At 72.8% G+C, this 22,442-nt stretch carries 23 protein-coding genes; 13 read left to right on the top strand and 10 right to left on the bottom strand.

What is annotated here, in order from left to right; all coding sequences use genetic code 11:
- Positions 1-63 precede the first annotated feature (63 nt).
- The 4 genes from lipB (at position 64) to PUR61_RS25425 (ending at position 3,226) form a co-directional block, all read left to right on the top strand.
- Positions 64-834, top strand: coding sequence for a lipoyl(octanoyl) transferase LipB (gene lipB / locus PUR61_RS25410; RefSeq protein WP_443035234.1), 771 nt, complete (start codon positions 64-66; stop codon positions 832-834).
- Positions 835-1,031: 197 nt separating this feature from the next.
- On the top strand, positions 1,032-1,994 hold the full coding sequence (locus PUR61_RS25415) for a lipoyl synthase (RefSeq protein ID WP_329881708.1): 963 nt from the start codon (positions 1,032-1,034) through the stop codon (positions 1,992-1,994).
- Between the two features lie 239 nt (positions 1,995-2,233).
- Positions 2,234-2,419 (top strand): hypothetical protein, encoded by a 186-nt coding sequence (locus tag PUR61_RS25420; protein WP_329881709.1) that lies wholly within the window; start codon positions 2,234-2,236, stop codon positions 2,417-2,419.
- Positions 2,420-2,536: 117 nt separating this feature from the next.
- Entirely contained in the window at positions 2,537-3,226 is a 690-nt protein-coding gene (locus tag PUR61_RS25425) for a DUF4191 domain-containing protein (protein WP_329881711.1), read from the top strand.
- Between the two features lie 100 nt (positions 3,227-3,326).
- Here PUR61_RS25425 and PUR61_RS25430 read toward each other — a convergent pair whose 3' ends face one another.
- Positions 3,327-3,794: an RDD family protein gene (locus tag PUR61_RS25430; RefSeq protein WP_329881713.1), complete on the bottom strand. Its 468-nt coding sequence runs from the start codon at positions 3,792-3,794 to the stop codon at positions 3,327-3,329.
- Positions 3,795-4,104: 310 nt separating this feature from the next.
- On the opposite strand from PUR61_RS25430, the gene glnA reads away from it, so the two are divergent.
- Positions 4,105-5,517 carry a type I glutamate--ammonia ligase gene (glnA, locus tag PUR61_RS25435; RefSeq protein WP_329881714.1) on the top strand — a complete coding sequence of 471 codons (1,413 nt, stop codon included), beginning with the start codon at positions 4,105-4,107 and terminating at the stop codon, positions 5,515-5,517.
- Between the two features lie 167 nt (positions 5,518-5,684).
- The gene (locus tag PUR61_RS25440; RefSeq protein WP_329881716.1) at positions 5,685-5,939 is read left to right on the top strand and encodes a DUF1049 domain-containing protein; all 255 of its coding nucleotides are present in this window, start codon (positions 5,685-5,687) and stop codon (positions 5,937-5,939) included.
- Positions 5,940-5,943: 4 nt separating this feature from the next.
- Here PUR61_RS25440 and PUR61_RS25445 read toward each other — a convergent pair whose 3' ends face one another.
- The gene (locus tag PUR61_RS25445) at positions 5,944-7,125 is read right to left on the bottom strand and encodes a PP2C family protein-serine/threonine phosphatase (RefSeq protein WP_329881717.1); all 1,182 of its coding nucleotides are present in this window, start codon (positions 7,123-7,125) and stop codon (positions 5,944-5,946) included.
- A 227-nt stretch (positions 7,126-7,352) separates the two neighbouring features.
- Positions 7,353-8,570, bottom strand: a complete 1,218-nt coding sequence (locus PUR61_RS25450) for a cytochrome P450 (protein ID WP_329881718.1) — start codon at positions 8,568-8,570, stop codon at positions 7,353-7,355.
- A 255-nt stretch (positions 8,571-8,825) separates the two neighbouring features.
- On the opposite strand from PUR61_RS25450, the gene PUR61_RS25455 reads away from it, so the two are divergent.
- On the top strand, positions 8,826-9,182 hold the full coding sequence (locus tag PUR61_RS25455) for an arsenate reductase family protein (protein ID WP_329881719.1): 357 nt from the start codon (positions 8,826-8,828) through the stop codon (positions 9,180-9,182).
- A gap of 72 nt (positions 9,183-9,254) precedes the next feature.
- Here the strand turns inward: PUR61_RS25455 and PUR61_RS25460 are convergent, their stop codons facing one another.
- Entirely contained in the window at positions 9,255-9,725 is a 471-nt protein-coding gene (locus PUR61_RS25460; RefSeq protein WP_329881720.1) for a pyridoxamine 5'-phosphate oxidase family protein, read from the bottom strand.
- Between the two features lie 144 nt (positions 9,726-9,869).
- Here PUR61_RS25460 and PUR61_RS25465 point away from each other — a divergent pair, with 144 nt between their 5' ends.
- The 3 genes from PUR61_RS25465 (at position 9,870) to PUR61_RS25475 (ending at position 11,942) form a co-directional block, all read left to right on the top strand.
- Positions 9,870-10,430 carry a DUF1697 domain-containing protein gene (locus tag PUR61_RS25465; RefSeq protein WP_329881721.1) on the top strand — a complete coding sequence of 187 codons (561 nt, stop codon included), beginning with the start codon at positions 9,870-9,872 and terminating at the stop codon, positions 10,428-10,430.
- Positions 10,431-10,655: 225 nt separating this feature from the next.
- Entirely contained in the window at positions 10,656-11,201 is a 546-nt protein-coding gene (locus PUR61_RS25470; RefSeq protein ID WP_329881722.1) for a DUF1707 and FHA domain-containing protein, read from the top strand.
- A 138-nt stretch (positions 11,202-11,339) separates the two neighbouring features.
- Positions 11,340-11,942, top strand: a complete 603-nt coding sequence (locus tag PUR61_RS25475; RefSeq protein WP_329881723.1) for a DUF6891 domain-containing protein — start codon at positions 11,340-11,342, stop codon at positions 11,940-11,942.
- A gap of 91 nt (positions 11,943-12,033) precedes the next feature.
- On the opposite strand, the gene PUR61_RS25480 is transcribed toward PUR61_RS25475, so the two are convergent.
- From PUR61_RS25480 to PUR61_RS25490, 3 genes are all read right to left on the bottom strand, one after another.
- Positions 12,034-12,507: a hypothetical protein gene (locus PUR61_RS25480; RefSeq protein ID WP_329881724.1), complete on the bottom strand. Its 474-nt coding sequence runs from the start codon at positions 12,505-12,507 to the stop codon at positions 12,034-12,036.
- A 281-nt stretch (positions 12,508-12,788) separates the two neighbouring features.
- Positions 12,789-13,544 carry a hemerythrin domain-containing protein gene (locus tag PUR61_RS25485; protein WP_329881725.1) on the bottom strand — a complete coding sequence of 252 codons (756 nt, stop codon included), beginning with the start codon at positions 13,542-13,544 and terminating at the stop codon, positions 12,789-12,791.
- A 494-nt stretch (positions 13,545-14,038) separates the two neighbouring features.
- Positions 14,039-15,205, bottom strand: coding sequence for an alpha/beta hydrolase (locus PUR61_RS25490; protein ID WP_329881726.1), 1,167 nt, complete (start codon positions 15,203-15,205; stop codon positions 14,039-14,041).
- 551 nt (positions 15,206-15,756) lie between these two features.
- Between PUR61_RS25490 and PUR61_RS25495 the strand changes: the two genes are divergently transcribed.
- Positions 15,757-16,521, top strand: coding sequence for an SDR family oxidoreductase (locus PUR61_RS25495; protein WP_329881727.1), 765 nt, complete (start codon positions 15,757-15,759; stop codon positions 16,519-16,521).
- A gap of 155 nt (positions 16,522-16,676) precedes the next feature.
- On the opposite strand, the gene PUR61_RS25500 is transcribed toward PUR61_RS25495, so the two are convergent.
- On the bottom strand, positions 16,677-18,404 hold the full coding sequence (locus tag PUR61_RS25500; RefSeq protein WP_329881728.1) for a carbohydrate-binding module family 20 domain-containing protein: 1,728 nt from the start codon (positions 18,402-18,404) through the stop codon (positions 16,677-16,679).
- 311 nt (positions 18,405-18,715) lie between these two features.
- Here PUR61_RS25500 and PUR61_RS25505 point away from each other — a divergent pair, with 311 nt between their 5' ends.
- Positions 18,716-19,237, top strand: a complete 522-nt coding sequence (locus PUR61_RS25505) for a SigE family RNA polymerase sigma factor (protein ID WP_329881729.1) — start codon at positions 18,716-18,718, stop codon at positions 19,235-19,237.
- A 69-nt stretch (positions 19,238-19,306) separates the two neighbouring features.
- Entirely contained in the window at positions 19,307-20,149 is an 843-nt protein-coding gene (locus tag PUR61_RS25510; protein ID WP_329881730.1) for a hypothetical protein, read from the top strand.
- 87 nt (positions 20,150-20,236) lie between these two features.
- Here the strand turns inward: PUR61_RS25510 and PUR61_RS25515 are convergent, their stop codons facing one another.
- Positions 20,237-20,575, bottom strand: coding sequence for a P-II family nitrogen regulator (locus PUR61_RS25515; RefSeq protein WP_327676485.1), 339 nt, complete (start codon positions 20,573-20,575; stop codon positions 20,237-20,239).
- On the bottom strand, positions 20,572-22,011 hold the full coding sequence (locus PUR61_RS25520) for an ammonium transporter (protein WP_329881731.1): 1,440 nt from the start codon (positions 22,009-22,011) through the stop codon (positions 20,572-20,574). The genes PUR61_RS25515 and PUR61_RS25520 overlap by 4 nt, the downstream gene beginning before the upstream one ends.
- Between the last annotated feature and the right edge of the window lie 431 nt (positions 22,012-22,442).

Consider the following 22,442-nt stretch of genomic DNA (forward strand, 5'->3'; position numbering starts at 1 on the left):
CCAGGTTGGTCTCGAACGCCTGGCAAGGAGCAGTTGGTGAGCGAGAACGTACGTTTCGTGCGGATGGGCATAGGCGAGGGCTCCGTGCCCTACCAGGAGGCCTGGGAGGAGCAGCAGCGGCTGCACGCCCTGCGGGTCGCGGACGAGATCCCGGACACGGTGCTGCTGCTGGAGCACCCGCCGGTGTACACCATGGGCAAGCGCACCAACCCCGCCGACCTGCCGCTGGACGGCACCCCGGTGGTCGAGGTCAACCGGGGCGGCGAGATCACCTGGCACGGCCCGGGCCAGCTGGTCGGCTACCCGATCGTGAAGCTGCCCGATCCGATCGACGTGATCGCGTACGTGCGCCGGTTGGAGGAGGCCCTGATCCGCGCCTGCGGCGCGTTCGGCGTGGAGACCACCCGGATCGAGGGCCGCAGCGGCGTCTGGGTGCTGGGCGACAGCATCCCGGACGCGGTGGTGGACCCGTCACAGGTGGTGGACATCGGCAAACTCACGCTGCGGATGGGCCTGCCGCTGGGCATCGACCCGCGCCTCGCCGGCCCCGAGTACGCGCCCTCCAACGCCGGGCAGCGCGGCGACGACCGCAAGCTCGCCGCGATCGGCGTCCGGGTCGCGCGCGGGGTGACCATGCACGGCTTCGCGCTCAACTGCGACCCGGACATGACCTGGTTCGACAAGATCGTGCCGTGCGGCATCCGGGACGCCGGCGTCGCCTCGCTGGCCGGTGAGCTGGGACGGGACCTCCCGGTCGCCGAAGCGTTGCCGCTGGTCGAGAAGCACCTGGCCGAGGTGCTCGCGGAACTCCCGGAGCCGGCACTCCGCCGCTGAGCTCCGGCCGCCGCCCACCGGGGCCCGGCCCCGAACGCCCGCGCCCGGAGCCGCCACCTCGAAGTCCCGGGCGGCTTCCGGGGAATCTACCCGCCGGTACCGCTGTTGCCCTGCGATTGCAGGGCCGCTGCCCCGACGAAGGCCGTACAAGCACAGGCGTACCCTGGGGGTACCCCGTCTAGTTCTAGGAGTCGCACGTGTCCGCTGTCGCACCCGACGGCAGGAAGCTTCTCCGCCTGGAGGTCCGCAACAGCGAGACCCCCATCGAGCGGAAGCCCGAGTGGATCAAGACCCGCGCGAAGATGGGCCCGGAGTACAACGCCCTCCAGTCGCTGGTGAAGAAGGAGGGGCTGCACACCGTCTGCCAGGAGGCCGGCTGCCCCAACATCTTCGAGTGCTGGGAGGACCGCGAGGCGACCTTCCTCATCGGCGGTGACCAGTGCACCCGCCGCTGCGACTTCTGTCAGATCGACACCGGCAAGCCCGCCGACTTCGACCGCGACGAGCCGCGCCGTGTCGCCGAGTCCATCGTCACCATGGACCTCAACTACGCCACCATCACCGGCGTGGCCCGCGACGACCTGCCGGACGGCGGCTCCTGGCTGTACGCCGAGACCGTCCGCCAGGTGCACGCGATGACGGCGGGCCGCGAGAGCGGCCGCACCGGCGTCGAGCTGCTGATCCCCGACTTCAACGCGGTGCCCGAGCAGCTCGCCGAGGTCTTCTCGTCCCGCCCCGAGGTGCTGGCGCACAACGTCGAGACGGTGCCGCGGATCTTCAAGCGGATCCGCCCGGCGTTCCGCTACGAGCGCTCCCTGGACGTCATCACGCAGGCCCGGGCCGCCGGCCTGGTCACCAAGTCCAACCTGATCCTGGGCATGGGCGAGACCCGCGAGGAGGTCAGCCAGGCGCTGGCCGACCTGGTCGGGGCCGGTTGCGAGCTGATCACCATCACCCAGTACCTGCGCCCCTCGCTGCGCCACCACCCGGTGGAGCGCTGGGTCAAGCCGCACGAGTTCGTCGAGCTGCAGCAGGAGGCCGAGGAGCTCGGCTTCGCCGGGGTCATGTCCGGCCCGCTGGTGCGCTCGTCGTACCGCGCCGGGCGGCTGTACCGGCAGGCGCTGGAGCACCGCGCGCAGCACGAGCAGGCGGCGGTCTGAGTCGCGCTCCGGTGCGGGCCGACGGTTTTACGCCATCGGAGGGGCGGAGCTTCGGCTCCGCCCCTTTCGCTTCACCGGGCTTTGACTGCCTGGTCACGGACTGGTAACACGGGGTGGGGACGATGGGTCCGCCGCGGTCGTTCGATTTTTCTCGGCCACGAGACGTGGTGGCCGCGCGGACGCGGGGACGAACGGGTCCTCGCAGGAAAACTTCCGAGCCACGAGAGGAGCTGTTCGGCATGCGGGTCGGTATCCGGTCGGTGGGCACCGCGCTGCGGCTGGCCGAGAGCGTGCTGCTGGCGGGCGGCCAGCGCCAGGCCCGGCGGAATGCCTGGTCAGCGGTCTGCGAGAACCGCCAGTACGCGGCGGACAGGGAGCAGGACTCGCTCGTCGCGACCGCCCGGGCGAAAGCCGCGGGCCGCTGACGGAGCCCCTGCGGGACGCCGTCGAGGCGCCGGTACGAGCACGCACGGGTCACGGTTCGGGGCGAACGGGTACCCGGGCTTGGATATCCCGTACCCACGCCACGTACCATGAGCGTTATGGCGAGGGAAACATCCGAGAACCCCGGGCGACTGAAGCAGATCCGCCTGGCGTACACCATGACCAAGAAGGTCGACACCAAGATCGGCCTGATCATCGCCGGCGTCGGCCTGCTGACCTTCGGCGTGTTCCTCGCCATCGGCTTCGCGATCGACCACCCTGTCTACCTGGGCATCCTGGGCTTCATCGTGGCGTTCCTCGCCATGGCGATCGTCTTCGGGCGCCGGGCCGAGCGCGCAGCGTTCGGACAGATGGAGGGGCAGCCGGGAGCGGTCGCGGCGGTACTGAACAACATCCGACGGGGCTGGAGCGCGAACTCCACCCCGGTCGCGGTCACCCGTAACCAGGACGCGGTCTACCGCGCCGTGGGCCGGGCCGGTATCGCGCTGATCGGCGAGGGCAACCCGAACCGGGTCCGCCAGCTGCTGGCGTCGGAGAAGAAGAAGATGGCGCGGATCGTCGGCGACGTTCCGGTGCACGACATCGTGGTGGGCACCGGCGAGGGCGAGATTCCGCTCAAGAAGCTGCAGATCCACCTGATGCGCCTGCCCCGTGCCATCACCGCCGCCCAGGTCACCGAGACCAACGACCGCCTGCGGGCGCTGGGCGACCTGCTCTCCAAGGCGCCGATCCCCAAGGGCCCGATGCCCAAGGGCGCCCGGATGCCCAAGGGTGGCCAGGCCCGCTGACCCCCTCCCCTTACGACACGGAACGGCCCCGCCGCGGTAACTCCGCAGCGGGGCCGTTCCGTGTTTCCGGTCGGTGATCAGGGGGTCGCGGTCCGGGCGGTCAGATCCGGACCTCGACCGTGCCGACCGCCTTGTCGTGCAGACCCCGGGTGTCGCGGTCCCAGACCAGGGCCGGCACCACCAGGCAGAGCAGCAGCGTGCGCAGCAGCACCTGCGGGATGGTGGCGCGGCTGCCGTCCAGGCGGACCACCCGCAGGCCGAACAGCCGCTTGCCGACGGTCGTCCCCGTCGTGGCGATCAGCAGGACGGTGACGGTGAAGAACAGCGGGGTGGTCCACAGGTTCGCCGAGGCCGGGGATCCCTTGGAGACCAGCCCGAAGGCGACCAGCGCGACCAGCCAGCCGTCGACGAACAGCGCGCCCATCCGGCGGCCGGGGCCGCCGACCGAGCCGGGGCCCTCCTGAGGCAGCCCGAGGCGCTCACCGCGGTAGCCGAAGTCGGCGCCCATCTTCTCGGCGGCCGCTTTCGGGCCGTCGATCCACGATCCCAACGCTTCTCTGGTGTCCACCGATCCACACTAACCGGGCATACACCCGGCACCACCACCGGCTCCCCCGAGGAGTCCCGGAGAAGTCCCGGGGTAGTCCCGAGGTAGTCCACCGAAGAGTGAACCGCGCCACTCGGGCTTTCCGTCACCCCCTCCAAGTGGTCCAGACCACTTGGAGAGCCCCACCTGGGAGGGCGAGGCGTTTTGTCCAGACCCGTACGTCTTTGCCGCCCGCCCGACAACGGCGGTTAACATTCAGGAAACGACTGGGTCACCGGTCGGAAACGGGCCATTCCTAGGGTGAGCCCCATTCGCACGCCGAGGAGGACGAATGTTCAACAACGCCACCGAAGTGAAGCAGTTCATTCAGGACAACGACGTCAAGTTCGTCGATGTCCGGTTCTGCGACCTGCCGGGCGTCATGCAGCACTTCTCCGTACCTGCGGCGACCTTCGACCCGTCCGAGATCCTGATGTTCGACGGCTCGTCGATCCGTGGCTTCCAGGCCATCCACGAGTCGGACATGGCCCTGGTCCCCGACCTCGCCACGGCCCGGCTCGACCCGTTCCGCCAGGTGAAGCACCTCAACATCAACTTCTTCATCCAGGACCCGGTGACCGGCGAGGCATACAGCCGCGACCCGCGCAACGTCGCCAAGAAGGCCGAGGCCTACCTCGCCTCCTCCGGCATCGCCGACACCGCCTTCTTCGGGCCCGAGGCCGAGTTCTACGTCTTCGACTCGGTGCGGTTCGACACCAGCGCCAACGCCTCCTACTACCACATCGACTCGGAGGCGGGCGCCTGGAACACCGGCTCCGCCGAGGGCGACGCGCGCGGCTACAAGGTCAAGTACAAGGGCGGCTACTTCCCCGTCCCGCCCGTCGACCACTTCGCCGACCTGCGCGCCGAGATGTCCCTGGAGCTGGCCAAGGCCGGCCTGGAGGTCGAGCGCCAGCACCACGAGGTCGGCACGGCCGGCCAGGCGGAGATCAACTACAAGTACAACACCCTGCTGCACGCCGCCGACGACCTGATGCTGTTCAAGTACATCATCAAGAACGTCGCCTGGCGCAACGGCAAGACCGCCACCTTCATGCCGAAGCCGATCTTCGGCGACAACGGCTCGGGCATGCACGTCCACCAGTCGCTGTGGACCGAGGGCTCCCCGCTCTTCTACGACGAGCAGGGCTACGCCGGGCTCTCCGACACCGCCCGCTACTACATCGGCGGTCTGCTCAAGCACGCCCCGTCGCTGCTGGCCTTCACCAACCCCTCGGTGAACTCCTACCACCGCCTGGTGCCCGGCTTCGAGGCCCCGGTCAACCTGGTCTACTCGCAGCGCAACCGCTCGGCCGCGATCCGCATCCCGATCACCGGCTCCAACGCCAAGGCCAAGCGCATCGAGTTCCGCGCGCCCGACCCGGCCTCCAACCCGTACCTGGCCTTCGCCGCCATGCTGATGGCCGGCCTGGACGGCATCAAGAACAAGATCGAGCCGCTGGAGCCGGTCGACAAGGACCTCTACGAGCTGGCCCCCGAGGAGCACGCCAACGTCCCCCAGGTGCCGGCCTCCCTCCCGGCCGTCCTGGAGGCCCTGGAGGCCGACCACGAGTACCTGCTCGCGGGCAACGTCTTCACGCCCGACCTGATCGAGACCTGGATCGACTTCAAGCGCACCCAGGAGATCGCCCCCATCGCCCTCCGGCCCCACCCGCACGAGTTCGAGCTCTACTACGACCTGTAGACCGCGGACACCGCGACGCGTGTCCCGGCTGCGGCCGGGGGCGCGGGCGGGTCGGACACGCAGGCGCCCCCGGGCCCCGTCGCTCTCACCGGAGTGCGACGGGGCCCGGCGCCGTGCTGCGGGCGACTGGGCGGGTGGGGCGGCGGGAGCCGCGCGATACTGGGGGCATGGCGAAGAACACTCCGCCGCCGCACGCTCCGCCGACCGTCACGGTCAAGGGCCGGGCCCTGCGGCTGCGTACGATCGGGATCGCCGTCCTCGCGGTCCTCGCTGTCTGGTTCATCGCGGCCAACACGGAGTCGGTCTCGATCACCATGTGGGTCGTCGACGTCACGATGCCCCTGTGGGTGGTCCTGACGGTGACCCTGGTGGTCGGCCTGATCATCGGCTTCTTCCTCGCCCGGCGCCGCCCGAAGGGCTAGCGGCCTACCGCCGCGGTGTGCGGGAGGGGGCCGCCGGGCGCATCCGGGCCCTCGGTCGGCTCGGCGGTGCGGCGGCGTCGGCTGCCGTGGGGGCGAAGCGCAGGAGGAGCATGGCGGCGTCGTCGTCCAGGCGGTTGCCGGTGTACTCCACGAGGGCGCGGCGCAGGTCGGTGAGGGCCTCGGGCAGGTCGTCGTGGTCCAGGAGCGCGCCGCGTTCATGGAGGGGGAAGAAGTCCCCGTCGCCGTTGCGGGCCTCCGCGGTGCCGTCGGTGTAGAAGAGGATCCGGTCCCCGTGGCTCAGCCGCACCGTGCAGGTCCCGGGGCCGTCCGCGTCGGGGAACGGCAGGCCCAGGGGCAGGCCCGGCAGGTCCGGCTCCGCGAGGCGGGTGGTGCCGTCCGCCCGGCGGACCAGGGGCGGCGGGTGGCCGAAGTTCACCAGGGTGACCTGGCCGGTGTGACTGCAGTCGGCGATCACCGCGGTGACGAACTCGTCCCCGCCGGTCCGGCGCGCCAGCCGCTCCTCGATCCGGTCGGCGACGGTCCGGAGGTCGTTCGTGGTGGTGGGGGCGGACTCGCGGAACGCCTGGAGGACCGCGACGGCGCCGGTGACCGCCGGCAGGCCCTTGCCCTGGACGTCCCCGACGATGACGCGGACACCGCCGGGCACCGGGATGGCCTCGTAGAAGTCCCCGCCGATCCGGGCGCCGGCCGCGGCGGAGGTGCAGGAGACGGCCAGGTCGAGCGAACCGTTGCGGGCGGGCACCGGGCCGAGGATGAGGTTCTGGGCGACGTCGGCGACGGCCTGCGCGTCGGCCAGGTCGCGCTCGGCCAGGCGGCGCTGCTCCTCGGCGTCCCGCCGGTGCGCCTCGGCCCGGCGGTGGGCGCCGGAGGCGCAGGCGCCCGCGGCCGTCACGGCGACCACCGCGCCGTAGGCCACGAAGGCGCGCTCCGAGGTCGGGATGCCGTTGACGGCCGCTGCCCCCAGGCAGGCGAGGAGCGCGGTGGTTCCGACGAGGAGGACCCGCCGGGGCGCGGAGCCCACGGCGGCGAGGGCCGGTGGCGCCGCCAGCAGGGCGAGCAGGATCGTGGCGCCGACCAGGACGTCGAGCGCCGTCACGACGGCGATCAGCGCGTACGGCAGGAGGGCGTCCGTGGGTATGCGGGGGCGCACGGGGCGGGCGTCCATCGGGTGTTCCCTTCGGGCGGACTCGGGGAGCCGAACCCCGCCCAGCCCGACGGGGTGGCTGACGGGCACCCCCCGGATCCCTCTCCTTAGGGACAAAGGATAGGTAAAGCGACAGACGAACGGGAGGAAACCGGCGCAAATGTGGTCGATCCGCCAAACAGTCCTCGTGGCCGAGGGCAGGACCAGGGCGGGGGCGGGGGCGAACGCCGAGGGGCGGCTCCCGTGCGTCAGCGGACCGTGACGGGGAGCGTGTCGAAGCCCCGCAGGACGAGGCGGTCACGGCGGGTCGGCACGCCGCCGGGGGCCAGCCTCGGGAAGCGGTCGAGGAGGGCGGGCACGGCGACGTCCGCCTCCAGGCGGGCGAGCTGACTGCCGAGGCAGAAGTGCGGCCCGCCGCCGAAGCTGAGCGGCTGGCTGTCCGTCCGGGTCGGGTCGAAGCGCTCGGGGCGCAGGTAGCGGGTCGGGTCGTGGTTGGCCGCGCCCAGCATGACGAACACCACCGTGCCGGGCGGCGCGGGCAGGTCGGCCACCGTCAGCCCGTCGGCGGCGGCGACCCGGGTGGTGAGCTGGACCGGCGAGTCGAAGCGCAGCACCTCGTCCGTGAAGAGCCCCGGGGGCAGCGCACCGGTGCGCAGCCCGTCCGCGGCCTCCGGGTGGTGGAAGAGCTGGGCGAGGCCGTTGCCGAGCAGGTTGGTGGTGGTCTCGAATCCGGCCACCAGGAGCAGGACGAGGTTGCTCAGCAGCTCCTGGCCGGAGATCCGGTCCGGGGAGTCGGCGGCGATCCGGGCCAGGTCGCTGACCAGGTCGCCGGTCGGGCGGGCCAGTCGTTCGGCGACCAACTCGGTGAAGTAGGAGGACAGTTCCTCGGCGGCGGTGTCGGCGGATTCGAGTTCGGCGAGGTCCTCGACCAGCTCCAGGGCGATGGTGAGGTCCGACGCCAGGGTGCGGAAGCGGTATCGGTCCGCGGCCGGGACGCCGAGCAGTTCACAGATCACCTCGACCGGCAGCCGGAAGGCGAAGGCCTCCATGAAGTCGACCGGAGAGCCGTCGGCACCCCGCTCGGCCATCTCGCCGAGCAGCCGCCCCACCGCCGTCGCGATCGTCGGGCGGAGCGCCGCCACCCGGCGGGCGTTGAAGGCCGAGGCGATCAGCGAACGGACCCGGGCGTGGTCGGGGGCGTTCCGCTGCAGGATCGACCGGCTGAGCAGGGCGATCGACGCGTGCGAGAACAGCTCGGATTCGGCCCCCGCCAGGGTCGCGGCGTCCTCCAGGGCGAAGGCGGGGTTGCGCAGCACCTGGTTGGCGGCGGTATGGCCGAGCGCCATGATCCCGCCCGGGCCGGCCGTGGCCGCGGCGCCCAGTTCATGGGCCCGCGCGTACAGCGGGTAGGGGTCGATCCTCCCCTCGGTGGTCATGAGCTGCTCGATGATCGCTGCGCCGTCCATCCGGTGCTCCCCTCCAGAGACCCGACTCCCTCGGGGGACCAACCATCGACAGGGGGGCGGTAGTTCCCGGTCGGCGGGAGTGCGGGAGGCAGGGGGAGGGGAGCACGGGAGGGCGTGCGTCGGGAGTCGCGCGACGACCCCGGGGCGTGCCGGCGGGCCCGTCGGGCCGACGCACGGCACGGGCGCGGGGCGCGGGGACACGGGGGCACGGCACGGGCGGGCGTCCGGGGTGCGGATCGTCGGTAGGCTGACGGGATGGAGATCTGGATCAACCCGCGCTGCGGGAAGTGCCGTGCCGCGCTCGGCGTCCTGGAGGGCGCGGGCGTCAAGTACACCGTGCGGCGCTATCTGGAGGATCCGCCGAGCGCCGCCGAGCTGGAGCGGGTCCTGGAGCGGCTCACGCTGGAACCGTGGGACATCACCCGGATCGAGGAGCCGGTGGCCAAGGAGCTCGGCATGAAGCAGTGGAGCCGGGAGCCCGACGACCGGGCCCGGTGGATCGCGGCCATGGCGGAGCACCCGATCCTGATCCAGCGCCCGATCATCACCGCGGACGACGGGCACGCACTCGTCGCGCGGACTCCCGAGGCGGTCAGGTCCGTCCTGCCGTAGGCCCGTCACGGGTTCGCCGCCGGGGTGCCGGGAAGTCCCGCCCCCGGGGCGCCGGGCCGGTGAGCACGGCCCTCAGCGGCGCTCGACGGTCCTCACCGGCTCGCCCGGCCGCCAGGAGCTGATCCGTACCGCGTCGTCCTCGACGGTGGTGTGCACGACCTGTTCCAGCTCCAGCCGGAAGGCGTGGTACGGGCCGGACGGCGGCTCGGGGAGGTCGGCCTCGTAAGCGGCGACCTCGGCGGCGTCGGTCAACTCGACGGCCCGGCCGGAGACCTTGGAGTCACCGCCCGCGAGCGTCTCGTCACTCGGGTTGCTGTGCAGGGCGAAGCGGGCGTCGCGGCGGAGGTCCGCGGCCTTGACCGCTCCGCCCATCGACCCGAGCATCAGGTCCGCGCCGATGAAGTCCACCTCGGTGCCGCTGACCCGGGGGGAACCGTCCTTGCGGAGCGTCGCCAGGACGTGGTGCTTGTTGGCCTCGAACCGGGCCCGCACGGCGGGGGCGAGGTCCGGCGCCTCGTGCTCGAAGTCCTGCCAGGTAGCCATGGCGCCAGTCTGGCACCCGGTACCGACGGCCGCCCGGGCGTGCGGCGCGCACGCACGCGCCGCACGCGGGAGGCCCGGGCATGGGCCGGAGGACCGGCGCGTGCGCGCGGGCCGGGTGTCGGTGGCCGGTGCCAGACTGGCCGGGTGACCACCACGACCACGTACATCGCCTTTCTGCGGGCCGTCAACGTCGGCGGCCGGACGGTGCGGATGGAACGGCTGCGCGCCCTCTTCGCCGAACTCGGCCTGGAGCGCGTCGGCTCGTACATCCAGAGCGGCAACGTCTTCTTCGCCGCCGACGCCCTCGGCCCGGCGGACCGCGCCGCCCTCACCGACCGGATCGAACAGCACCTGGCCGACTCGCTCGGCTATCCCGTGCCGGTGCTGCTGCGGACCGTCGACGAGGTCGAGGCCGTGCTCGCCGCCGAGCCCTTCGCCGGCGTCGAGGTGACCCCGGACGTCCGGCTGACGGTGAACTTCCTCTCCGAGCCGCTGCCCACGGACTTCCCGGTCCCGTACACCTCGCCGAAGGGCGACTACGAGGTGATCGGGGCCGACGCCGGCACCGCCTACGTGGTGGTGCACCTGAAGGACGGCAAGTGGGTGACCAGCGGTTCCCTCTTCGGCAAGTCCTACCGGGGCGCGGCGACTTCGCGCTTCCTGCACACCACCGTCAAGATCCTGGCAGCCGCCAGGAAGACCTGATCCGGCCACCGGCGGCCTCCGCGCCCCACCGCGCGTCCGCCTCCCTCGCCGCACTGCCCGGCCACCCGCTCGTACGGATCGCCGGGCCGGGGCCGACGGACGGAGCCGCGCCGGATCGAGCGGCGTACCGGGCGGCGTACAGGGCGGGGGCGCCGCGCACGGTCGACCGGTCGGCTGCGCACGGGAGCCTGGACAGGCGGGCGGAGACGAGCCGACAATCAGGCCATGACGTCTCCAGAGATCCGGACACACGTGGTCCGGCCGTCCGAGGCCGAGCGGGAGCAGGCTCTCGACGTGCTGAGGGACGGCGCCGGCAGCGGCCGGCTGTCGCACGACACCTTCCTCGGACGGCTGGACCTCGTCCTCCACGCGAGCAGCCGGTCCGAGCTGAACGCCGCGATGGCGGACCTGCCGGCCGGGAACCCGGTCGGACGGTTCGTGCTGCGGGCGGTCGGCCGGGTGTCGGCGTTCGGGGTGCGGCTGCGCGGGGCCTGGCGCGTCGAACGGCTGCCGGGCCTGAGCCTCCCGCACGTCGGCGCACGGAAGTTGACGATAGGCCGGATCCCCGGGTCGGGGCTGCGGCTGAACGACGCCTCGGTCTCCCGGCACCACGCCGAGCTGCGGCGCGAGGGCGAGGACTGGGTGCTGTACGACCTCGGGTCGACCAACGGCACGCATGTGAACGGGTACCGGATCGCCGGCGGGGTGCGGGTCCGACCGGGCGACCAGGTACGGTTCGGCAACCTGGAGTTCCGGCTCGCGGCGGGCTGAGCGGACGCGTCGTCAGGGGGCGGACCGGGGAGACGGCAGCACCGGTCCGCCGGCCTGTCGGCGGTCCGGTCCGCGGCCCTGCTCCGCGGGCCCCGGACGGCCGGACGGATTGTCAGCGGTAGGTGCTTGGATACGGGCATGGACCAGGACACCGCGCACACCACTCTTGCCGCCGACGCGCTGCGGGACGCCGAGGAACGGGCCCGCGAGCTGATCCGGTGCGGCTTCCAGGAGCCGGACGAGATAGTCGAGTCCCTGGTCGAGGACCTCGACGACCAGGGGCTGACGGCGGAGGAGGCGGAGCGGATCGTCGCTCCGCTGTGGCGGGCACGCCTGGAGGAACAGGCGTCCTGGCCGGAGACGACCGACGTCGACCGGCTGGAGGCCGCCTTCGACACCCTGGAGGAGCAGGGCATCGTCGCCGCGATGGACTTCACCTGCTGTGCGAGCTGCGGATATGCGGAGATCGGCGGCGAGGCCGACGAGGACTCGCGCGGCTTCGTCTTCTTCCACCAGCAGGACACCGAACGGGTCGCCACCGGCGGTTCGTTGATGCTGCGGTACGGCGGTTTCCAGGTGGACGGCGAGTCGACGGAGGCGGCCGTCCGGCGGACGGTCCGGGTCGGGCGCGAGGTGGTCTCGGCGCTCAAGGAGGTGGGGCTGCCGGTGAAGTGGGACGGCTCGCCGGAGGTGGCGATCACGGTCACGCCGATGGTCTGGCTCAACCGCCTGCCGGAGTGACCGCGTTCGGGGACCACGGCAACAGTGCCCGCAGCGGCTGCCCCCTTGGCTTTCCCCGGCGGTCGTGAGGCGGCAGCGGGGGCGCCGACGGTCAGCGGACGACGTGGAGTTCGGCTGTGTGCCCATGTGCGTCGGCATGGCGGAGGGTGATCTTCGCCGTACCGACGGCGGTCTCGGTGTCCTCGGTGAGGGTCCTGGTCTCCTCGCCGAGCCTGACCTCGGCCGTGGTGTCGGTGATCCGGCCGACGGTCAGCCGGACGGTCCGGTCGCCGCCGAATACCTCGACGGTGTGGGTGGAGTCGGCGTTGTCGGTGCGGACGACGACGTCGCAGCTGTCGTCGCTGAGGCAGAGCGAGGCGCCGCCCTTGCAGGCGGTGAGCCCGGCGCCGAGCAGCAGCACGGCGCCTGCGGCGAGGGCGGCCGAGCGGGCGACCGGGCCAAGGCGGCGGGCCGCCCCGGGAGCGGGCCGGTGCCCTGCGCGGCGGTCGGGGTGGTCGGATCGGTCGAAGTCACGGTCGTCGTGGCGGTGGCGGTCGCGGTGCGAAGCGGTCGGCGCACTGGTCATGGCATCGACGGTAGGGGCGTCTCCCGCGCCGGCCATCGCCCCTCGGCGGTACCCGCTCCCTGGTCGGCCCCGGACCGCGCGGGCGGTCGCACCCCGGAGACGGATGGGTCGAAACCCCTAGGGGTCGAACGGAGTTGGAGGTCCGAAAGGATCTCCACCGAGGCCCTCCCCCCGGCCCGTCCTGCACCGAACCGTGCCCCGACGCGTCGGCATGTGCCACTGACATGTGTCGGCGTCCCGTGCCACGCGCGTAGAACGAGGCCACGAAAAAGGCCCGCGGGTCAGTCCCCGGCGACGTCCCAGGACTCGGGCGTCCCCCACAGCGGCGCCGTGCAGCGCTGGTAGGTCGCCTGCCAGTGCGGCCAGTGCCGGGCCACCACGTCGTCGCAGTCCGCCACCAGCCGCTCGACCGTCGCCGGTTCGACGCCGTCCAGCAGCCAGGCGAGCGCGTCGGCGGTGCCCGGCCCGCCCGCGACGTGCAGCACGTCCAGCAGCTCGGACAGGCTGCCGACCCGGGAGTTCTCCGTGAAGACCCGCTCCATCCGGGGCAGCAGCTGCCGCTCCTCGATCCTCAGATGGGTCTCCAGCCGCGCCGCCAGGTCCTCGATCGCATAGGCCACCGGCCAGACCGAGCCGGCGTCCCGGCTGGCGATCCGGACCAGGGTGGTGACCCGGGTGAAGGAGTGGTCGAGGTTGTGGTGGTCCGCCTCCAGCCAGTTGAGCAGCAGCCGCAGCTCGGGCGCGAACCGGCTGACGATCGGCCAGATCCGGGTGTCCTGCTGCTCGTGGTGGCAGGTCAGCATGGTGGTGACGAAGTTCCAGTGCCGCAACAGTGCGGCACCCTTCTCGTCCTCGCCGGGCTGGATCAGCCGGAGCGCGTTGGGCAGCCGGGCGAGGTCCCGGCGGAGCGCGGCGTGCACCAGCTTCAGCCCGGCGAAGCGGACGGCCTGCGGTTCCTCGTCGGCGGTGCGCTCACGCGACGAGCCCCCCTGGGCGGGGACGGACGGAGACGCTACGGGCAACAGGTGGCTGGGCATGGCACTCTCTTCACGGCTTGGCTGGGCTGGGCTCGACCTGGGCACAGCTGGCGGGCCGGCTGTCCCACCACAGTGGGCAGAGCACATCAGGACGGAATCAATGTCCGATTGACGTGCAGGTCAGGGGCCCGGCGCAGGGTTCCCCCCGGACTCTCGGGAGACGCGAGATCCCTCCGGCCCCACTCCGTGCAGGGGATGAGGTTCGTCCGGCGCACCGGGGAACGGAGGAGGGACGGCGAGGGCGGATGTCACCGGAAGGCGCACAGCCACGCCCGGACGACGCCCGCCGGCCCGCCGGACGGGAGGGCGGGCGGAAGGGGGGCGGGCGGAAGCGGGGCGACGCACGGCGGTAGGCCGGCGGGCCGGCGGGAGCTGACGAGGAGGAGGGATGCGGCCCGGGAACCGTGCCGCTGGAGTCACTGCGGGATCTGGTCGACCGCCCGGGTTCGTCCGGGCGGTCGACGAAGGCCGGCGGGGCTCGGCCCGAGCACGGCTCAGTCGGCCTGCGGTCCTGCGAGGTTCTTGCTGAGCCACTGCAGGGTGTCCGGGATCATCTTCTTGAAGTCGCTGGTCAGGTGCTTGCCGCCGGGCTGCTCGTAGTACTCGACGGTGAGCGGCGGCGCGGCCTTGGCGGCCCACGCCTTGACCAGCTTCATCTCGTACGCGTTGGCACCGCCGGCGGTGGCGAGGATCCGCACGTCGGCCTTGCCCTGGGTGACCAGCAGTTCGGGGCTGTTGGCCTGCCGCTCGGCGTCGTGTCCCTTCCAGAGCGGCGAGTCCGGGACGAAGTAGCCGTCGATCGGGACGGCGGCCTTGAACTTGTCCGGGTGCTGGAGGGCGAGCTTCGCACTGCAGAACGCGCCGGTGGAGGCGCCCATCAGGCCCCAGCCGTCGCGGCCCTTCACGGTGCGGAAGTTGGCCCGGACGAAGTCGGGGATGTCCTCGGCCATCCAGGTGCCCATCTTCGGCTGGCCCGGGATGTCCGCGCACTCCAGGGCCTTGGCCTCGTTGGAGTCGAGGTTCTGCACCGGCATCACCATGATGAAGGGGTGCGCCTTGCCCTGCTTGGAGAGGTCCGCGCCGTACTCCTGGATCGGCAGCTGGTTGTCGGTCCAGGTGTTGTAGCCGGCGCTCTGGCCGCCCGCGTAGAGGGTGAGCACCGGGAAGCCGGTCCGGGCATACTTCGGGTCGTTGTACTCCGGCGGCAGCCAGACCCAGACCTTGCCGGAGACACCGGACTTGGGGCCGTTCAGCGTGGTCATGACGATCTGGCCGGCGGCAGTGTCCCGGGCCTTGGTGAAGGCGGCGGCCGGACCCGTGGGCATCAACACCTTGCCGGTGGCGCTCTGGGGGGGCGCAACCGGCGCGGCGGAGGTCGAGGTGGAACCGGCCGTCGGGGAGCCGGGGGCGGAGGACGACGCGGCGCCCGACGGCGAGGTGCCCGAGGGCGCGGTACCCGAGGGCGCGGTGCCCGAGGAGGAGGGCAACGAGGAGGGCGTCGAGGGCGAGGCACCGCCGTCGCCCGTCGCGGCGCCGCCGCCCTTCACCGCGTCGCCCTTGGCGCTGCCGTCCGTACTGCCACAGGCCGCCAGGACGGCGGCCAGGGTGAAGGCGGTGGCGCCGGTCAGCACGGCGCGGAAACGGGTGGACTGCGGCTGCACGGTGAGAACTCTCCGACCGGTGTCGCGCCCGCTCCGGGGGAGCAAGGGCGGTGGCCCCGGGTGGGGCCGGACAGGCCCGGGGCGCGGCTACCTGCGAGACCCCCGGGAGGCGGCGCGCCGCCCTGCGGGGTGGCGTGCCGTCCTGCGATCTTATGACGTGGACCGGGGTGGGCCGGTTGCGCGCGGACCAGCGCAGACCCAATGTTTGTTCCCGATCGGGTAAAGGCTGCCAAGCCTCCCTGCCGACCGGCGGGGGCGGATCCCCGCCGGTCGGCGGGGTCGGCGAGGGGGCGGCTTTGACGGCGTCGCGGGTGCGGAGCCGCCCGCCCGGCCGAGCGCACGGCCGGGCGCGCGCTCGGCCGGGCGGGGTGCGCTCGGACAGCGGGGCGCACAGCCCGCCGCCCGGCAGGACGGGGCGGGCCTTGGATCCTCGTACCAGTGACGCGGCCCCCGGGATCGGGAACGATCGAGCCACCCGGCCGCCGGCCGAGACCCGTCACCCGCACCCCGTGTCCACCCCCACCCGCCCCGCCCCGCCAGAGGAGCCCGCCGTGTCCCAGCCGATCGACCACCGCACCGCCGTCGTCACCGGAGCCGGCAGCGGCGTGGGCCGCGCCGTAGCGGCGGAGCTCGCGGCCGGTGGCTGGCGGCTCGTCCTCGCCGGGCGCCGGGGCGATCCGCTCCACGAGACGGCCCGGCTGTGCGGCACCGGCGCGGCCGGCACGGCCGTGGTGCCGACCGACGTCACCGACCCGGCGGCCGTGGACGCGCTCTTCGCCGCGGCCGTCGCCCGCTTCGGCCGGGTCGACCTGCTGTTCAACAACGCGGGCACGTTCGGCCCCCCGGCCCCGGTGGACGAGCTGGACGTCGCCGAGTGGCGAGCCGTGGTCGACCTCAACCTGACCGGGGCCTTCCTCTGCGCGCGCGCCGCGTTCCGGCAGATGCGCGCCCAGGACCCGCAGGGCGGCCGGATCATCAACAACGGCTCGATCTCCGCACACGTGCCGCGGCCGAACTCGGTCGCGTACACCGCGACCAAGCACGCCGTGACGGGTCTGACCAAGTCACTGTCGCTGGACGGCCGCCCGTACCGGATCGCCTGCGGGCAGATCGACATCGGCAACGCCGCCACGGAGATGACCGCGGCGATGACCCGGGGGGTGCGACAGGCGGACGGGCGGATCGCGGTGGAACCGACCATGGACGTCACCGATGTCGCCCGCACCGTGCGGCACATGGCGGAGCTGCCGCTGGAGGCCAATGTGCAGTTCGCGACGGTGATGGCGACCGCCATGCCGTACATCGGCCGGGGCTAGCTCCCAGGGCGCCGGAGCCACGAGGACCGCCACCGCACCAAAGGCACCGGAGCCACCGAGAGGGCTTCCGCCGAAGGGGCTTCGTGCAGAGGACCGCCGGCGCCCGCAGCGAAGCGGGGGCCGGCCGTCCTTCGGGGCGCGGGCGGGGCCGTGGTTCAGCCTCGCCAGGTGTCGTTCAGGCTCACCCGGCCCGAGGCCGGCACGGTGGCGGTCCGGTCGGCGCCGGACTCCCAGGTGACGTTCCCGGCGGCGTCCTTGCGGACGTACTTGTAGGCGAAGGCCGTTCCGGCGGCCATCGCGACGTCCGCCTTCCACACCGGGTAGGCGGCCGAGGAGAGCGGCAGCGCGCGGCCGGCGTCCCAGCCGCCGAGGGCCGCGTTGTCGCCGACCACGAAGACGTTCTGGCCCCACGCGGTGGTCGCGTTGACCGCGAACGAGGCCCCGCCGGTCACCACCGTGCCGCTCCCGGGCGCACCGACGTGGAGCGCGATCGCGTCCCCCGCCCCGACGGTGGCGGTGAACCGCCCGTCCGGGCCGACCGTGTAGGACGGACCGGTGCAGCCGCCGGCCGCCGGGTCGCCGTGCTGGACGTCGCAGTAGCTGCCGGCCGGCAGGGAGGTCCGGAAGGTCCGGGTGATCGCCCCGCCCTCCCGGTTGACCGCCACGAATCCCTTGCCGCCGCGCCCGAAGGCGATCGCGTTGTTGCCGTTGGACCACCAGTCGGTCAGCCCGGTGCCGGCCACCGCGTTGCGGAAGCCGACCATGTTGGCCACCTGGCGCCAGGCGTGCGTGCAGTTCCAGCCGTCCTGGTAGCAGGCGTTGACGGTGCCGCCGTTGGGCGGGCCGTCGTCGTGACCGGTGAAGGCGTAGCCGGAGTAGACGTTGGGCGCGCCGTACGGGTGGGCCAGCAGGAAGACGTTGGCCAGGGTGTACGCCGAGCCGTCCTTGTAGGTGAGCGTGGAGCCGTTCCGCTCGGTGTCCCAGTTGTCGACGAAGGTCCGGGCCCTGTCGGTCGGGAGCAGACCGGAACCCCAGCCGGACAGGTCGGCGAGCCGTCCTCCCTGGAACGCGCTCTTCAGCCAGGTGCCGGAGCGGAACTCGTCGACGTCGCCGGTACCGGTGTACTCGGAGGGCTGGACCGGTTCGCCCGCGCCGTAGATGACCTCCTGCACCCAGTACGCCTGCCGGTTCGCCGTTCTGGCCTTGATCGCTGCGAGGTCTGCGGCGGCGATGTGCTTGGCCGCGTCGATCCGGTAGCCGTCGACGCCCAGCGAGGCCAGGTCGTCGAGGTAGCGCGCGACGGTCTGCTGGACGTAGGCGCTGCCGGTGTCGAGGTCGGAGAGGTTGACCAGCTCACAGTTCTGCACGTTGGAGCGGTCGTTGTAGTTGCTGATCGCGGTGCGGCAGGAGTGGAAGTCCTGGTCCTGGTAGAAGCCGGGGTAGGTGTACTTGCCGTACGCGGTGCCGCCGGTGCCGGTCCCGGCGCCGGCCGACATGTGGTTGATCACCGCGTCGGCGATCACCTTGACGCCGGCGGCGTGGCAGGTGTCGATCATGTTCTTGAAGGCGGTCCGGTCGCCGAGTCGCCCGGCTATCCGGTAGCCGACCGGCTGGTAGGAGGTCCACCACTGGCCGCCCTGGATGTGTTCCTGGGGCGGCGAGACCTCGACGAAGCCGTAGCCCTTCGGGCCGAGGGTGTCGGTGCAGGCCTTGGCGACCGAGTCGAAGCGCCATTCGAAGAGCGTCGCGGTGACGTCCCTGCCACTGCCGGGCGGGGCCGCCTGCGCGGCGAGGGCCGCGGTGAGCGAGAGCGCGAGGGCCGCCGAGGCGGCGAGTGCGCCGGCCGTCCGGGCGGGCCGGCGGGCGGGGGCGGTGGTGACCACGTTGTCTCCTGGGGTGGCTGGGGTGGGGGCAGCCCGGGTACTGCGTGCGAAAGCTTGCTGAAACTTTCAGGAAACTTGCAGCGCTGAACCTAGAGTCGACACCGAGGCCCGTCAAGGGCCTGGAAGGAACGTTTCGGCAGCCCGAAAAACTCGTGTGCGACTTTCCCGGTCCCCGCAGCGTGGATAGGAACGGTGGCCGAGAACGATCGGTACCGGAGGCACCGGCGCGAGCGCGCGTCCGGGCAGCACACGCACGGGTAGCACCGGCCCGGGCAACACACGGCACGAGCAGCACACGCACGGGGGACGGTATGGACAGGGCGGGCGACTTCGAGGAGTTCGCGGCCAATCGGGCCGGACGGCTCTTCCAGGTCGCCTACCTGATGTGCGGCGACTGGCACCAGGCCCAGGACCTCGTCCAGACCACCCTCGCCAAGCTCTACTCGGTCTGGGGCCGGCTCCGCCGGGGCGACGACGAACCGTCGATCGACGCCTACGCCCGCAAGGTGCTGCTCCGCTGCTACCTCTCCCACCGACGGCTGCGCCGCTCCGGCGAGATCGCCGTCGCCGAGCTCCCCGACACCCCGGTCCGCCCCGACGACCACCCCGCCAACGGCTCCGAGCTGCGGCTCACCCTGGTCGCGGCACTGCGCACGCTGCCGCCCCGCAACCGCGCCGTGGTCGTCCTGCGCTACCTGGAGGACCACCCCATCGAGGCCGTCGCCGAGATGCTCGGCACCACCCCGGCCGCCGTCAAGGGGCTCTCCACCCGCTCGCTCGCCCGGCTGCGCGAGATCCTTGCGGACGACCGCGAACTGCTGTTCCGGCCCTGACGGCCACCCCGACCCACCGGCCCCGACCCGGACGCCCCGCCCCGACCCACCGCCACCAGGAGCCCCGCCATGGCCCCCGACCCGGACCTCGAACACGACCTGGGCAGGCTGCTCGCCGACAGCGTCCAGGACCTGCACCCGCCGGTCGCCGTGATGATCGCCGAGGCCACCCGGCACGGCCGCGTGCTGCGCCGTCGCCGACGGCTGGGCACGGCCGCCTCGGCCGGCGCCGTGCTCGCGCTGGCCGTCACCGTCGCCTTGACGGGTCTGCCCGGGCCGGCCGGCGTCGGCACCGGCCCGGCCGCCCCGACCTCCGCCCCGAACGGCACGGCCGCGACGGCTTCGGCGACCGCGCCAACCGCCGACGCCGGCCCGGAGCTCCTGCGGGCGCGTCAGCGCACCGCGCTGCAGTCCGCGCTGGCCGGCCTGCTCGGCCCAGGCACCCGGCTGGACCCTGAGCCCGGCGCCGACCAGCTCGCCCTCGACCCGGCGGCCGACGCCGTGCTCTGGACCAGGTACGACGACGGTCGGGGCGCGGCCACCGTCTCCGTCGAGGTGCACGGCCCGGCCTCACAGGCCGCCGCCCCCACCTGCGAGCTCCGCACCGACGGGGAGCGGGAGGCCGGCTACCGCTGCTCGACGGTCCCCGGGCCCGGCCGGGACCCGCAGGTCGTCGAGGTCCTGGAGACGGCCGCCACCGGCTGGGTCACGTACCGGATCTGGACACCCCTGCCGGACGGCACCCGGGTCGCGGTCGCCGTCCACAACGGCACCCTGCACGACCCCGACGACCCGATCCTCCACGCCCGGCGGACCAGGGACGCCCCGCCGCACGACCTGACGTGGTGGCAGGAGGCCGCCACCGACGGCGCCTGGCGGCAGATCCCGGGGCTCGACGGACGGAGCCGGTGACGCGGGCACACCGGCACGGGCCGGAGCACGCGCGCCGAGCCGGGACCCTCCGGTCGGGGCCCTGGCCCCGACCGGACGGGCGCGGGCCTACACCGCGTCCGGTCCGCGCTCCCCCGTGCGGACCCGGACGATGGTCTCCACCGGCACCGCCCAGACCTTGCCGTCGCCGATCTTGCCGGTCCGGGCGGCCCGGACGATCTCCTCGATCACCAGGTCGGCGTCCTCGTCCTCGACGACGACCTCGATCCGGACCTTCGGCACCAGGTCGATCCGGTACTCCGCGCCCCGGTACACCTCGGTGTGACCGTGCTGACGCCCGTACCCGCTGGCCTCGCTGACGGTCAGTCCGTGCACGCCGACGGCCTGCAGCGCGCTCTTGACGTCGTCCAGCTTGAACGGCTTGACGATCGCGGTGATCAGCTTCATGCGGAGGGCGCCTTGTCGGACGGGTGCGCGAGCACGGTGGCGGCGGTGCGGTCGGGGCCGTGGGCGGCCGAGAACACGGCGGCCCCCTGCCCCAGCACGCCGTGGCCCAGGACGCCGTGATCGTACGCGGTCTCGGCGTGCACGGCGAGGTCCAGGCCGGTGAGTTCCTGCTCCTCGTCGGCCCGGAAGCCCATCACCCGGCCGATCACCCGGCCGATCCCGTAGGTGGCGGCGAAGGAGTAGGCGGCGACGGCCAGGATCGCCACCGCCTGCTTGCCCAGCTGCCCGAAGCCGCCGCCGTGCAGGAGCCCGGCCGGGCCGCCGGTCATCGTGGCCGTGGCGAACAGGCCGATCAGCGCGGTGCCGATCACCCCGGCCACGAAGTGCACGCCCACCACGTCCAGCGAGTCGTCGAAACCGAAGCGGAACTTCCAGCTCACCGCGTACGAGCAGACCGTTCCCGCCGCCAGCCCGATCAGGAGGGCGCCGGGCAGGTCGACGCTGCCGCAGGACGGCGTGATGGCGACCAGGCCGGCCACCGCGCCGGAGGCCGCGCCCAGGGTGGTGGCGTGGCCGTCCCGCCGCTTCTCCACCATCAGCCAGCCGAGGAGCCCGGTGCAGCCGGCCGCCTGGGTGTTGAGCAGGGCGGAGGCCGCCAGCCCGTTGGCGCCCAGCGCCGAGCCCGCGTTGAAACCGAACCAGCCGAACCAGAGCAGGCCGGCGCCGAGCAGGACCAGCGGCAGGTTGTGCGGGCGCATCGCCTCCTTCCGGAAGCCGATCCGCGGGCCGAGCAGCAGCGCCAGGGCCAGGCCGCTCGCCCCGCAGTTGACCTCGACGACGGTGCCGCCGGCGAAGTCCAGCGCGCCGAGCTTCGACAGGATCCAGCCACCGGGCGCGAACACCCAGTGGGCGACGGGGACGTAGACCAGCAGCGTCCAGACGGCGGTGAAGGCCACCCACGAGCCGAACTTGGCACGGTCCGCGATGGCACCGCTGATCAGCGCGGCGGTGATGATCGCGAAGGTCAGCTGGAAGGTGGCGAACAGCACGGTGGGGACGCGGCCGGTGACCGAGGACGGGGTGATCCCGGCCATCCCCAGGTGGTCCAGGCCGCCGATCAGGCCCCAGCCGCCGGCGTCCGGGCCGAAGGCGAGCGAGTAGCCGGCCAGCAGCCAGACCACGGTGACGACGGCGATCGAGACGAAGCTCATCATGATCATGTTGAGCACGCTCTTGGTGCGGACCATACCGCCGTAGAACAGCGCCAGGCCGGGCGTCATCAGCAGGACGAGGGCGGTGCTGGCGAGCAGCCAGGCGGTGTCGCCGGTGTCGATGACGGGCGGCGCTCCGGCGGCCGGCGCGTCGGCCAGACGAGCGGCCAGGTGGCCGACCGGATGATCGGCCGGGTGGTCGGCCGGGAAGGCGGCCAGGGGCATGGGGTACCTCCGGGGGTCCTGCGACGTGGTCCTGCGGCGGGGTCCTGTGACAGCATCTTCCGCCGCCGTCCTGCGGCGGAGCGCGTGCCGGAAGTGTGGCGAGGCCGGATTTCCGGTCGCGGACGGCCGCGTTTCACGCGTGTTTCGTGTTGCCCTCCGGTTGCTCCGGCGTGACCGGCGGGTTTCCGGGAACTCACAGCGCCGCCCGGGTACGCCACAGGGCCCGGCGGCCGAAAGCCGCCGGGCCCTGCCCCTGTCTTACCTGGCCTTGCCGGGTCTACCGGCGCCGGGTCAGCTCGTGGCGATCGCGGTGTCGTCGATCACGAAGCTGGTCTGCAGCGAGGCGTCCTCGGTGCCGGTGAACTTGATCGTCACCGACTGGCCCGCGTAGGCCGAGAGGTCGAAGGTGCGCAGCTGGTAGCCGGAGGCCG

The organism is Streptomyces sp. BE20, from assembly GCF_036322525.1.
Classification (GTDB): domain Bacteria; phylum Actinomycetota; class Actinomycetes; order Streptomycetales; family Streptomycetaceae; genus Kitasatospora.